The sequence below is a fragment of the Mesorhizobium sp. B2-3-4 genome, assembly GCF_006442315.1.
Taxonomy (GTDB): Bacteria; Pseudomonadota; Alphaproteobacteria; order Rhizobiales; family Rhizobiaceae; genus Mesorhizobium.
This window is the reverse complement of the sequence record NZ_VFVY01000005.1, coordinates 12,231-24,616: the sequence shown is the minus strand read 5'-3', so window position 1 is coordinate 24,616 and position 12,386 is coordinate 12,231. Positions and strand designations below refer to the sequence as shown.

Sequence of the window (12,386 nt, the reverse complement as noted above, 5' to 3'; positions counted from 1 at the left end):
GGGAAGGGGAGCCGCCGCCGGCATTTGCCGACGGTTGAAAATCGCGGCCGCCTGGGCTTAGGTTCGGCCTGTCCCTGAACGCAAGAAGCCGGCGATGCGAACCAGCAGCGAACTGACCACGATAGGCTTCGACGCCGATGACACGCTTTGGCAGAACGAACAGTTCTTCCGCATGACGGAAAGGCGCTTTGCCGCCATGCTGGCCGATCATGGCGAGGAGGCGCAGATATCGGCGCGACTGCTCGAGGCCGAAAGGCGCAACCTTGCGATCTATGGCTTCGGCATCAAGGGGTTCACGCTCTCGATGATCGAAACGGCGATCGAGGTCACCGGCGGGCGGGTGCCGGCATCGGTCATATCAAGGATTCTCGAAGCCGGCCGCGAGATGCTGGGCCATCCGATCGAGCCCTTGCCGCACGCGCGCGAGACGGTCGAGAAACTGGCCGGCTCCTTCCGTCTCGTGCTGATCACCAAGGGCGATCTGTTCGATCAGGAGCGCAAGTTGGCGGGGTCCGGCCTTGGCGAGCTGTTCGACGCGGTCGAGATCGTCAGCGACAAGACTGCCGCGACCTATGCGCGCCTCTTCAGCCGCCATGGCGATGGTCCGGCGAGGAGCATGATGGTCGGCAATTCGCTGAAGTCCGACGTGGTGCCCGCCATCGAGGCCGGCGGCTGGGGAGTGCATGTACCGCACGAACTGACCTGGGTGCTCGAACATGTCGAGGCACCAGTCGCCGCGCCCCGGTTTCGCCAGATATCGAACCTTGGTCAATTGCCGGAATTGATAGAAAGCATCGCGAAGCCCGGCTGATCGCAACTTCCATTATTTGTTTTCTGCATAGATCCAAGCGGAAAGCCGTTACGATCTTTCCCTGAATTGCTTCAGCGGCTGAGCAGGCGGTCGATCACCGGTTGCAGCCGTTCGGGCGTGATCGGCTTGGCGACCACCGCATCGACGACATTGGACAGGCCAAGGCTCTCGGGCGTGCCGTTCTTGGTTGAAAGCAGGATCACGGGAGGAAGCGATTTGCCCGATGTGCGGCGCAACGTTTCGATGCTGGGCATCAGATTGTTGCAGTCGCTGTTGTCGGGGCCACCGTCGAGCACGATTGCCCCCGGCACTAACGTCCGCAAGGTTTTCTGAGCCATATCGGGCGACTCCGAGATTGGCTTGAGCCCGGATCGCTCGACGATCTTGGAAACGACCACCCTGTTGATCGGCGATTTCCCGACGACAAGCACTCGTGAGGGATCACGGATCGTCTCGGCGCCTGAATCACGGGTCCCCAGATTCACATGCTTCGCGGTCTCGCCCTCGTGACTCACTGGGCACCCAAGTCGGCCAAGAAGTTCGCCCCTATTTCAATGCAGAGTTGAATCTGGCGGACTATTGGCGTGAGATCGCACCCCATGTCAAGGTGAAATAAAAGACCCCGCGAGCGCGCTCCACAACTGTGGATTCGAAGAACAGTACTGTACTGCTCTGTCCATGGCTGCGTTGCGTAAAAATAAAATTCACCTGCGCAGACATTGCGCAGGTGAAAGTGAGCGCCTATGTCGGCTCAGCCATGGCTCTGCTGGGTGACGATCACCGGGATCAGCAGGTCGCCCCAATTGCCGTCGCCGCCATGGTGTCTTGCCGAGCGCACGAGTTCCACCGACACGCCCGCCTCGACCGCCTTCATCACCGACTGGTTGAGCCTGTGCAGGTCGTTGGCCAGCATGCGGATCGTCGCCTGCTGGTCGACGCTCATCGTGGTCGATTGTTCTTCCGCCCGTTCCTTGACGCGGCTTATCGATGCCATTGGTCTTCTCCTGTGTCCTTGCCCTTTCGGGCGTTTCCTCTGTTGGTCGTCGTTTTTGCGAGCTCATTCCGCCGCCGGCTTGAACTGCGCGTGTTCGGTCGATTCATGCATGGCGGTTGTCGACGACTTGCCGCCGGTGATTGCCATCGACACGGCGTCGAAATAGCCGGTGCCGACCTCGCGCTGGTGTTTGGTCGCGGTATAGCCATTGGCTTCAGCCGCGAATTCCGCTTCCTGCAACTCCGAATAGGCCGCCATCTGCCGCGCCTTGTAGCCGCGGGCGAGTTCGAACATGCCGTAATTGAGCTGGTGGAAGCCGGCCAGCGTGATGAACTGGAACTTGTAGCCCATGGCGCCCAGTTCCCGCTGGAACTTGGCGATCGTCGCGTCGTCGAGATTCTTCTTCCAGTTGAACGATGGCGAGCAATTATAGGCGAGCAGCTTGTCCGGATGGTGCCTGCGCACGCCCTCGGCGAATTTCCTGGCCTGCGCCAGATCCGGCTTCGAGGTCTCGCACCAGATCAGGTCGGCGTGGGGCGCATAGGCAATGGCTCGCGCGATGCAGGGCTCGATACCGTTCCGGACCTGGTAGAAGCCTTCCACGGTGCGTCCGGCATCGTAATCGACGAAGGGCTGGTCGCGCTCGTCGATATCGGAAGTCAGGAGCTTTGCCGCTTCCGCGTCGGTGCGCGCCACGACCAGGGTAGGCGTGCCCATCACGTCGGCCGCGAGCCGAGCCGCATTGAGATTGCGGATGTGCGCCGCTGTCGGGATCAGCACCTTGCCGCCGAGATGCCCGCACTTCTTTTCCGAGGCCAGCTGGTCTTCATAATGGACGCCGGCGGCACCCGCCTCGATGAATGCCTTCATGATCTCGAACGCATTGAGCGGGCCGCCGAAGCCGGCCTCGGCGTCGGCAACGATCGGCGCGAACCAGGTCTCGACCGACAGCCCGTTGCCTTCGGAGGTCTCGATCTGGTCGGCGCGTTGCAGCGTGCGGTTGATGCGCTTGACCAGTTCGGGCGCCGCATTGGCCGGGTAGAGGGACTGGTCCGGATACATTGCGGACGCCGTATTAGCGTCGGCGGCAACCTGCCAGCCCGACAGGTAGATCGCCTTCAGCCCGGCACGCACCTGCTGCATCGCCTGGTTGCCCGACATGGCGCCCAGCGCGTTGACGAAATCCTCCTCGTGGATGAGCTTCCACAACCGGTTGGCGCCCATTTCGGCCAGGCTCTGGCGGATCTGCACCGAGCCGCGCAGGCGCTTCACGTCGTCCGGCGAGTAAGGGCGTTCAATGCCGTCGAAGCGACCTTCAGGCGCCGAGGGAACGAGGTTGTAAAAATCGGTCATTGGTCACTCCGAATGTTTCTGCACGATGTCAGCGCGCCAGTTTGTTGGAGCGCTTCTATGTGACGGAATTTACATTGCGGTGCAAAATGAGCCAGAAAAATCAAGAAATCCGGCCAAATATAAGGGAAAACCTGTGTTGTGTTTGACAGCAAAGCGCTGTAAATTTGTCAATTGTGTAAAGGCGGCGAGGCTGAAATTGCGACGGATGTCGTGTAAAATCCTGTCAAGGGCGGCTGATGGCTGACCAGAAGATCTTCGCCGGGCCGCGCATCCGCCGCATCCGCGGCGCCAAGGGCCTGACCCAGACGGCGATGGCCGAAGGGCTCGGCATCTCGCCGTCATACCTCAACCTGATCGAGCGCAACCAGCGGCCGCTGACGGTGCAACTGATCCTCAAGCTGGCCTCCGTCTACAAGGTCGATCCGCATGAACTCCAGGGCGAGGCGCGGGGTTCGGTCGCCGCCCTGAAGGAGGTGTTCACCGATCCGCTGCTGGTCGGCGAGCTGCCGGGCGATCAGGAACTGATCGAGCTTGCCGAGGCGGCGCCCAATGCGTCGGCCGCCGTGATAAAACTGTTCCGCGCCTATCGCGAGCAGGCCGAGCGGCTTTCGGATATCAACGAGCTTTTGGCACGCGAGGGACGCGCTACCGCGCTCTCCGGCGCACGGCTGCCGATCGACGAGGTGCACGAGATTTTCGAGCGGCGGGCGAACCACTTTCCCTCGCTCGAGGAAGAGGCCGAGGCGTTCACGTCGGTGCTTGATCCCGGCGACGACCTGTTCGGCGCGCTGAAGGCCTGGCTGAGGCGCGAATACGGCATCGTGGTCAAGGTTCTGCCGGTCGCCACCATGCCGAACTGGCGCCGCCGCTACGATCGTCACTCGCAGCGCCTGTTCCTGTCGGAGCGCCTGTCGCCGTTCGACCAACTGCGTGAAGTCGCGATGGAGGCTTGCCTGATCCGCATGACGGTCGCGGTCGCCGGCGAGATCCAGGCACTGAAGCTCTCCACGGACGAGGCGCGCCGCCTTGCCCGCTTCGAACTCGGCCGCTATGCCGCCCATGCGCTGATGATGCCTTATCAGGCTTTTCACGCGGCCGCCGTTCGCTCACGCTACGATATCGACGTGCTGCGCTCGCGGTTTGGCGTTTCCTTCGAGCAGGCGGCAAACCGCCTGACCATGCTGCAAAGGCCGGGCGCTACGGGCGTGCCCTTCTTCATGCTGGAGGTCGACAATGCCGGCAACCGTTTCCGCAGGGCCGGCAGCCAGGGTTTTCCGCACAGCCGCTTTGGCGGAAGCTGCCCAAAACTTCCCGTGCATGTCGCTTTCACCCTGCCCGGCCAAATCTTCGTCGAGGCGGTGGAAATGCCCGACGGCGCCGAATTCCTGTGCATCGCCCGCACGCTCGAGGGGCCGCAGGGCGCGTTCTCCGAGCGCCCGCGTCGCACCGCGCTGCTGCTCGGCTGCGACATCGGCTTTCGTGACGACATCGTCTACGGCGCGGCATTGCCTGGTCTGGCGGCGGCAAAGCCGGCGGCCGTGACGGCGACGCCTGTCGGCCCGGCCTGCCGGCTATGCGAGCGCGCCGGCTGCCTGGCGCGCGCCGAACCGCCGGTAACGCGTCCCCTCGGCCTCGACGAGATGGTGACCGGCCTGAGCGCGTTCGACTTCCAGTAAGGCGGCGACTGTCGGGGGCGGGGCGGCGAGGTGTCACAATCGTCGCCTGGCTCTGGATCACGCCTGGCTCAAGCGTTTGCGATACGCGAACGAAGCATATTCTTGTCGTCCCTTGCGCATCGTCCCGTCCACAAAAGCCCGACAGTCGCGCCCATGACAGACACAGCCTCATCGCCGGACTTCGTTGCATCGACCGCCCCGCAGCGGGAGGAGCGCATTGGCTTCCTGCTTGTATTCCTGTCGGCGTTGATGTGGAGTTTCGGCGGCACCATCGCCCGCTTCATCAGCGTCGGCGATAGCTGGACGGTTATCTTCTGGCGCTCGGTCTGGGCGGCGGCCTTCCTGATCTCTTTCATGATCTGGCGCGACGGCTGGCGGGGCATGGTCAGAATGTTTCGCGATATGGGCCTGCCCGGCCTTGCCGTCGGATTCTGCTTCGCCATCGCGTCGACCTCGTTCGTCGTGGCGCTTGCCTACACCACCGTCGCCAACATCCTCCTGATGCAGGCAGGCGTGCCGCTCCTGGCGGCCCTCTTTGCCTGGGCGCTGTTTCGCGAAAAAGTGTCGGTCGTGACCTGGGTGGCGATCGCCGCCGTCATCGCCGGCGTCTCCATCATGGTGTCGGAATCGCTTGATGGCGCCGTCTCGCCCATAGGCGACGGACTGGCCCTGCTGATCGCGTTCATGTTCTCGATCGCTACCGTCATCACCCGACGGTTCTCCAGTGTGCGCATGACGCCGGCGACCTGTCTGGGCACCATCCTGGCTGCGGGCTTTGCCGCCTCGCAGGCCTCGACCTTCACGGTGTCGGCCGCCGACATGGGCTTTCTCTTCCTCTTCGGCGTGGTCAATCTTGGCCTCGGCCTTGCCTTCTTCGCCACCGGCGCGCGCCTGATCCCGGCGGCGATCGCGGCGCTGCTCGGCACGTTCGAGCCGATCCTGGGGCCGATATGGGTCTGGCTCATCCATTCCGAGGTGCCGTCCGGCCGCACCATCGTCGGCGGCGCGGTTGTGGTCACGGCGCTGCTTGTCCATATCGCGCTTGAATTCAAGCGTCAGGCACGGCCGCAGCGGGCCGGGGTCACCGGAGTGCCTTCGCCTAATTGATGCGGGCGCTGAAGCTTTGCCCATTGACAACGTCGCTGCCGCCCGGGCAGGCTGGGAATACGGCAACAACAAGACAGGCGTATCTTGCCAAGTCTCCCCGGCGGCCCGATCGAGACCGGACCACATTCTAGTATCCCTGTCCGCACGGCGGCGAAAGCTTCTGACGGCACCGCAATTCCTTCCAGGCCGGGACAACCCGGCCGCGGGCGGCGTGCCGAATGGCGCTTGTGGGCCTCCGGAAAGCTCAATAGTCTGAAGCAAATGCCCGGCCGCGCGACCATGTCGCGACGCGCTGGCAATGGAACACTCACCAAAGGAGAATAGCATGATCCGCAAAGCGCTCTGGCTTTCGGCGACCTCGGTATTTCTGGCGCTTTTGACGCCCGCGGGTCACGCCGAGGACCGCGTCGTCAACGTCTTCAACTGGTCGGACTATATCGACAGTTCGATCATCGATGATTTCACCAAGAAGACCGGCATCAAGGTCGTTTACGACACCTTTGATTCCAACGAAATCCTGGAAACCAAACTGCTTGCCGGCGGCAGCGGCTATGACGTCGTCGTTCCGAGCGGCAATTTCCTGGCCCGCCAGATTCAGGCCGGTGTCTTCCAGAAGCTCGACAAGTCGAAACTGCCGAACCTTTCCAACATGTGGGATACGGTCTCGGAGCGCACCGCCAAATACGACCCCGGCAACGAATACTCGGTCAATTACATGTGGGGCACGGTCGGCATCGGCTACAACATCAAGAAAGTGCAGGCCGCGCTCGGCACCGACAAGATCGACAGCTGGGATACGTTCTTCAATCCGCAGAGCCTGGCCAAATTGAAGGATTGCGGCGTCTACGTGCTGGATTCTCCGTCCGATATCCTGCCGGCGACGCTGAAATATCTCGGTCTGGACCCGAACAGCACCGCGCCCGACGATATCGCCAAGGCCGAGGAAGCCCTTCTCAAGATCCGGCCCTATATCAGGAAGTTCCATTCGTCCGAATACATCAACGCTCTTGCCAATGGCGATATCTGCCTGGCGGTCGGCTGGTCGGGTGACGTCTTCCAGGCCCGCAACCGTGCGGTCGAGGCCAAGCAGGGCGTGGAAATCGGCTATTCCGTGCCGAAGGAAGGCGCCCAGATGTGGTTCGATCAGATGGCGATCCCCGCCGATGCGCCGCATGTCGCCGAAGCGCTCGAATTCATCAACTACATGATGACGCCGGAAGTGATCGCCAAATCGTCGAACTATGTCCTTTATGCCAACGGCAACAAGGCATCGCAGCAATTCGTCGACAAGGCGCTTCTGGACGACCCGTCGGTCTATCCGGACGCGGCGACGCTGGAGAAGCTCTACACCGTCCAGCCTTACGATCCCAAGACCCAGCGCATCGTCACGCGCAGCTGGACCAAGGTCGTGACCGGCCAGTAGGCGGTTCGACGCGACCCCGGCAGCCAACTGCCGGGGTCGATTTTTTCTGGGGAATGAAAAACACGGGAGTGGGGATATGAAATCGCTTGGCAGCATCCGCAGGGATTTCGCGCCATGGAACGACCCGAACGCCAAGCCTTATATCCAGTTCGACAACGTCACCAAGAAGTTCGGTGACTTCACCGCCGTCAACAATTTGTCGCTGACCATTTTCGAGCGCGAATTCTTCGCCCTGCTCGGGGCCTCCGGTTGCGGAAAGTCGACGTTGCTGAGGATGCTGGCCGGCTTCGAGGAACCGACATCGGGCCGCATCCTGCTCGACGGCCAGGATCTGCGCGGCATTCCGCCCTATCGGCGGCCGGTCAACATGATGTTCCAGTCCTATGCGCTGTTCCCGCATATGACGGTGGAGAACAACATCGCCTTCGGTCTCAAGCAGGAAGGGATGCCCAAGCCCGATATCGAAAAGCGCGTCGCCGAGATGCTGAAGCTGGTCAAACTCGAGCAGTTCGCCAAGCGCAAGCCTCACCAGCTCTCCGGCGGCCAGCGCCAGCGCGTCGCGCTTGCCCGCTCGGTTGCCAAGCGGCCGAAAGTGCTGCTGCTCGACGAGCCGCTCGGCGCGCTCGACAAGAAATTGCGCGAGGAAACCCAGTTCGAACTGATGGATCTGCAGCAGGAGCTCGGCCTCACCTTCGTCGTCGTCACCCATGACCAGGAAGAGGCCATGACCATGGCCGACCGCATCGCCATCATGGACAAGGGCGAGGTCATGCAGGTGGCGACGCCGGCGGAAATCTATGAAGCGCCGGCCTCCCGGTTCGTGGCCCATTTCGTCGGCAATGTGAACATGTTCGAGGGCAAGGTCGCCGAGCGGTCGGCCAACACGACACGCATCACCGGACCGAGCGGAGCCCAGATCGTCGTCGAGAATGGCGGCGCCGCGACCGCCAACGCCGATATCGTCTTCGCCATCAGGCCGGAGAAAATCAGGGTGTCGTCGAAGAAGCCGGCCGATGCCGTCAATGCGCTGGAGGGCGAGGTCTACGACATCGCCTATCTCGGTGACATGACCGTCTATCACGTCAGGCTGGACGACGGGCAGATCGTGCGGGCAAGCGCGCTCAACGCGGCGCGCGTCACCGAGGACCCGCTGACCTGGAACGACCGCGCCTGGGTGTCCTTCCGGCCCGACGCCGGCGTCGTGCTGGCACGATAGGGGGCTGGCATGTCCAACATCGCCGTCACCGATGCCGCCGCGCCATCGACTGCCGCCAAGCCGTTCCTGACGCGCCTGGGCACAGGCTTCGTCAATCGGCTCGTCATCATCGTTCCCTATCTCTGGCTGCTGTTCTTCTTCCTCATCCCTTTCGTCATCGTCTTCAAGATATCGCTGTCGCAGACGGCCATCGCCATGCCGCCCTACACGCCGGTGCTTGATTTCAGGGACGGCATTTCCGGCTTCTTCGCCGGCTTTCGCGATCTCAACTTCGACAATTATGTCTGGCTGACGCAGGACGCCCTCTACTTCAAGGCCTACATCACCAGCGTGGTCATTGCCGCGATCTCGACTGTGCTGACGCTGATCGTCGGCTACCCCATCGCCTACGGCATGGCGCGGGCGCCGGCCACAATCCGCCCGACCTTGCTGATGCTGGTCATCCTGCCGTTCTGGACGTCGTTCCTGATCCGCGTCTATGCCTGGATCGGCATCCTCAAGCCCGAGGGCCTGCTCAACCAGCTGCTTCTGTCGCTGCACATCATCAACCAGCCGCTGGTCATCCTCAACACCTATACGGCAATCTTCATCGGCATCGTCTATTCCTACCTGCCGTTCATGGTGCTGCCGCTCTATTCCTCGCTGGAAAAGATGGACTATTCCCTGATCGAGGCGGCCAAGGATCTCGGCTGTCCGCCGACGTCCGCCTTCTGGAAGATCACCTTCCCGCTGTCGCTGCCTGGCGTCATAGCCGGCGCCCTGCTGGTGTTCATTCCCGCCGTCGGCGAGTTCGTCATCCCCGATCTTCTCGGCGGTTCGCAGACGCTGATGATCGGCAAGACCTTGTGGAACGAGTTTTTCGCCAACCGCGACTGGCCGGTGTCGTCGGCCGTCGCCGTCATCCTGCTTCTGTTGCTGACCGTGCCGATCATGTTCTTCCAGCAGGCACAGGCCAAGGCACAGGAGCAGGGCAAATGAACACCACCTGGAGCCGCTTCAACGTCACCTCGATCGTGCTTGGTTTTGCCTTCCTGTATCTGCCGATCGTGCTTCTCGTCGTCTTCTCCTTCAACGAGTCCAAGCTGGTCACCGTCTGGGGCGGCTTCTCGACCAAATGGTACGTCTCGCTGTTCCACAATCAGGGCCTGATGGACGCCACCTGGGTGACGGCGCGCGTCGGCGTCATTTCGGCGACGGTCGCGACCGTGCTCGGCACGCTGGCCGCGCTCACCCTGACGCGCTACACGCGCTTCAGAGGCAGGGTGCTGTTTTCCGGCATGGTTTTCGCGCCGCTGGTGATGCCGGAAGTCATCACCGGCTTGTCGCTGCTCCTGCTCTTCGTCGCCGTCGGTCTCGACCGCGGCTTCTTTACCGTCACGCTCGCCCACATCACGCTCACAATGTGCTTCGTGGCGGTCGTCGTGCAGTCGCGCCTGGTGTCCTTCGATCGCTCGCTGGAGGAGGCTGCGATGGATCTCGGCGCAACGCCCGCCAAGACGTTTTTCCAGATCACCTTGCCGGTCATCCTGCCGGCGATCGTGTCCGGCTGGATGCTGGCCTTCACGCTGTCGCTCGACGATCTGGTCATCGCCTCCTTCACCTCCGGCCCCGGCGCCACCACGCTGCCGATGAAGATCTACAGCCAGGTCCGTCTCGGCGTGACGCCGGAGATCAATGCCGCCTGCACCATCCTGATCGCGGTCGTCGCGGTTGGCGTGATCATCGCTTCGATCGCCAACAAGCGCCGCGAGGTACAGCGCCAACTCGACGAGCGTGCCGCGCAACGCGGGTGAGGGGCTGGACGTCGAGGATGGATGCATGTCGCCCAGACCTCCCCCTGTTTCTGGGGGGACGTCTGCGTCAAAACAGGACGGTTAGCCGGTTTGTCAAACAACGGTGAGCCGCTACCCCGGACCTGCTCTATTCCCCTGAAACACCGCGGGTTATCGGTGAAATGAACGGCGTGCTCCACGTCCCGCCGACGAAGAACGACGACTGGTTGGGACCTTGCTGGCCGCTTTTTTGCGTTGCCGCCTGATCCGGTTGGATGACGCCCCCCGAAAGGGCCAGTCCGCGCCCGGCATAGGAGGCGATGCCGGAAAGCCAGATCTTGTATTTCGCCGAATTGGCCTCGGCCTTGTCCAGTCTCGCCACGCCTCTCGAAATGGTTGCCTTCACCTCGGCGCCGTCGATGGGCAAGGTCCCGTCCGAGACGTCGTCGAGGGCGAAGAAGCCGCTTTGTTCGGTATGCTTTAGAAAGGCCGGCAGGTTGAATTTGCTGAGCGCGCCGGGGCCGAAGGTCGCCGAGACCGAGCCGTCGGCGTTTTCGAAGATCGAATCCCAGGTCCTTCCCGGTCCCTTGAGGATAACCGAAACGGTGCCGGTGCCGACCGGCACCAGCCGGGTCATCCCGGCCGCGGTGCCGAACGCACCGCCATCGACATCGGAAGCCAGCAGCCGGATCTCGACCTGGGTGCCTTCCGGCTTGCGGTCGAAACGGAGGCTGGTCTGGATGTTGCCGCCAAAAGCCGAAGCGTCGGAGATGTCGAAGACCGAAAGACCGTCCTTAACCTGGGCGGTGGCGGCGACGTCGGCGAGCTGGATGGCACCGGCCGTGGCATGCGCCGCCGACAGCCTGAGATCGAGATTGACCCGATCGGCGAAACTCGTGTCGACCTGGCCTGGCTCGCCGTTGCTCGCCGGTCCCAGCGGCGTGAAGGCGGACAGAAACGACCTGAGGTCGAGCGTGTCGAAGGCGAGCGTGCCAGAGATCACCGGCTGTGCCTCGCCAAGCGATACGTCCAGCGCGCCCATACCCGGATTGTTGTCCAGCGCCAGCGCGGTGTTCTCGAATTTTACGCGTCCGGCCGATGCCGTGATCTTGCTCGAAATGCTGACCGAGCCGATCGCGGCGCTCGGCGCGATGCCGGCCTGCGACCATTCCAGCACGCGGCGCAGAGACGGCGCCGCGAACTTCACCTGGCCGTCGAAATAGCCGTTCTCGGACATGCTGGCGGTGCCGTCGAAGGAGAAGGTGGCGGGCGCGGCCTTGAAGGACAGGGTGAGCGGCGCCATGCCTCCGGCAAACAGCACCAGCGGCCTCGGCGAGGCGGCGTCCAGGCTCACGCTTTCGCCACGCCAGATCCCGGTCGCGGACAGCGTCGCATTGCTGTTCATCGCCGCCCAGGTGGCCTGACCGCTAAGACTGCTCAGGATTTCCTCATCCTTGCCGTTGACGGAGGCCACCATGCGGCCATCCCTGAACTCCACCGTGCCGAACGTGTCGGCCGGCAGCTTGTCCAGATCGGGCTTGGCGGGGTCGGCGCTGACCACGCCACGCGCCGTGTCGATGGAACGCGCAATGCGTCCGCCCGTCGGTGCGGTGGGCAGGAACAGGCCATCCGTCGTGCGCTGGACCCGGATCGTCGGGCGCACCAGCCGTGCCGTGGAAAACACCACGTCGCCCTGCAATGCCGCCATGGCCGAGAGGTCGACCTCGACCCGTTCGGCTTCGACGACCGGCGGCGCGTCGGCATCCGTCCACTTGGACAATGTCACATCGGTCAGGATCGCGCGGAATTTCGGCCAGACTTCGATGCGCGGCGATCCCTCGATCGCAACCCGAAAGCCGCTCCAGGCGCTCAATTCCCAGGCGATGCGGTCACGCACGATCCGCGTCGAGGCGATCAGCGGCAGGGCCGCGACCACCAGGGCGATGACGATCACGGCAGCGCCGATCGCCCATATTCCGCGGCGGATCAAGGATGATGGCATATAGCCCCGTATGCTTCCATTCCGACAAAAAA

11 protein-coding genes are annotated in these 12,386 nt (G+C 62.9%); 7 read left to right on the top strand and 4 right to left on the bottom strand.

Annotated elements, in window-relative coordinates; translation table 11 throughout:
- The first annotated feature begins 94 nt into the window (after nucleotides 1–94).
- Complete coding sequence (locus FJ967_RS09745; RefSeq protein ID WP_140731505.1) at nucleotides 95–811, top strand: HAD family hydrolase; 717 nt, start codon at nucleotides 95–97, stop codon at nucleotides 809–811.
- 71 nt (nucleotides 812–882) lie between these two features.
- Here the strand turns inward: FJ967_RS09745 and FJ967_RS09740 are convergent, their stop codons facing one another.
- The 3 genes from FJ967_RS09740 to aceA all read right to left on the bottom strand — a co-directional run bounded on the left by FJ967_RS09740 (nucleotide 883) and on the right by aceA (nucleotide 3,158).
- Nucleotides 883–1,296 carry a response regulator gene (locus FJ967_RS09740; RefSeq protein WP_246675238.1) on the bottom strand — a complete coding sequence of 138 codons (414 nt, stop codon included), beginning with the start codon at nucleotides 1,294–1,296 and terminating at the stop codon, nucleotides 883–885.
- Between the two features lie 266 nt (nucleotides 1,297–1,562).
- Entirely contained in the window at nucleotides 1,563–1,805 is a 243-nt protein-coding gene (locus tag FJ967_RS09735; RefSeq protein WP_006202762.1) for a hypothetical protein, read from the bottom strand.
- Between the two features lie 63 nt (nucleotides 1,806–1,868).
- A complete protein-coding gene (gene aceA, locus FJ967_RS09730; protein WP_140731503.1) occupies nucleotides 1,869–3,158 on the bottom strand; it encodes an isocitrate lyase in 1,290 nt (429 codons plus the stop codon).
- Nucleotides 3,159–3,394: 236 nt separating this feature from the next.
- On the opposite strand from aceA, the gene FJ967_RS09725 reads away from it, so the two are divergent.
- The 6 genes from FJ967_RS09725 (at nucleotide 3,395) to FJ967_RS09700 (ending at nucleotide 10,373) form a co-directional block, all read left to right on the top strand.
- Nucleotides 3,395–4,834 carry a helix-turn-helix domain-containing protein gene (locus tag FJ967_RS09725; RefSeq protein ID WP_140731502.1) on the top strand — a complete coding sequence of 480 codons (1,440 nt, stop codon included), beginning with the start codon at nucleotides 3,395–3,397 and terminating at the stop codon, nucleotides 4,832–4,834.
- 153 nt (nucleotides 4,835–4,987) lie between these two features.
- Nucleotides 4,988–5,941: a DMT family transporter gene (locus tag FJ967_RS09720; protein ID WP_140731501.1), complete on the top strand. Its 954-nt coding sequence runs from the start codon at nucleotides 4,988–4,990 to the stop codon at nucleotides 5,939–5,941.
- Between the two features lie 325 nt (nucleotides 5,942–6,266).
- Nucleotides 6,267–7,364: a polyamine ABC transporter substrate-binding protein gene (locus FJ967_RS09715; protein ID WP_140731500.1), complete on the top strand. Its 1,098-nt coding sequence runs from the start codon at nucleotides 6,267–6,269 to the stop codon at nucleotides 7,362–7,364.
- 76 nt (nucleotides 7,365–7,440) lie between these two features.
- The gene (locus FJ967_RS09710) at nucleotides 7,441–8,580 is read left to right on the top strand and encodes an ABC transporter ATP-binding protein (RefSeq protein ID WP_140731499.1); all 1,140 of its coding nucleotides are present in this window, start codon (nucleotides 7,441–7,443) and stop codon (nucleotides 8,578–8,580) included.
- A gap of 9 nt (nucleotides 8,581–8,589) precedes the next feature.
- Nucleotides 8,590–9,558, top strand: coding sequence for an ABC transporter permease subunit (locus tag FJ967_RS09705; protein WP_140731498.1), 969 nt, complete (start codon nucleotides 8,590–8,592; stop codon nucleotides 9,556–9,558).
- Complete coding sequence (locus FJ967_RS09700; protein WP_140731497.1) at nucleotides 9,555–10,373, top strand: ABC transporter permease subunit; 819 nt, start codon at nucleotides 9,555–9,557, stop codon at nucleotides 10,371–10,373. The genes FJ967_RS09705 and FJ967_RS09700 overlap by 4 nt, the downstream gene beginning before the upstream one ends.
- A 127-nt stretch (nucleotides 10,374–10,500) precedes the next feature.
- Here the strand turns inward: FJ967_RS09700 and FJ967_RS09695 are convergent, their stop codons facing one another.
- Nucleotides 10,501–12,354: an AsmA family protein gene (locus tag FJ967_RS09695; protein WP_140731496.1), complete on the bottom strand. Its 1,854-nt coding sequence runs from the start codon at nucleotides 12,352–12,354 to the stop codon at nucleotides 10,501–10,503.
- Nucleotides 12,355–12,386 lie beyond the last annotated feature (32 nt).

Coding starts and splice junctions, on each gene's coding strand:
- FJ967_RS09745 (WP_140731505.1), top strand. CDS start 95: ATGCGAACCAGCAGCGAACTGACCACGATAGGCTTCGACGCCGATGAC.
- FJ967_RS09735 (WP_006202762.1), bottom strand. CDS start 1,805: ATGGCATCGATAAGCCGCGTCAAGGAACGGGCGGAAGAACAATCGACC.
- aceA (WP_140731503.1), bottom strand. CDS start 3,158: ATGACCGATTTTTACAACCTCGTTCCCTCGGCGCCTGAAGGTCGCTTC.
- FJ967_RS09725 (WP_140731502.1), top strand. CDS start 3,395: ATGGCTGACCAGAAGATCTTCGCCGGGCCGCGCATCCGCCGCATCCGC.
- FJ967_RS09720 (WP_140731501.1), top strand. CDS start 4,988: ATGACAGACACAGCCTCATCGCCGGACTTCGTTGCATCGACCGCCCCG.
- FJ967_RS09715 (WP_140731500.1), top strand. CDS start 6,267: ATGATCCGCAAAGCGCTCTGGCTTTCGGCGACCTCGGTATTTCTGGCG.
- FJ967_RS09710 (WP_140731499.1), top strand. CDS start 7,441: ATGAAATCGCTTGGCAGCATCCGCAGGGATTTCGCGCCATGGAACGAC.
- FJ967_RS09705 (WP_140731498.1), top strand. CDS start 8,590: ATGTCCAACATCGCCGTCACCGATGCCGCCGCGCCATCGACTGCCGCC.
- FJ967_RS09700 (WP_140731497.1), top strand. CDS start 9,555: ATGAACACCACCTGGAGCCGCTTCAACGTCACCTCGATCGTGCTTGGT.
- FJ967_RS09695 (WP_140731496.1), bottom strand. CDS start 12,354: ATGCCATCATCCTTGATCCGCCGCGGAATATGGGCGATCGGCGCTGCC.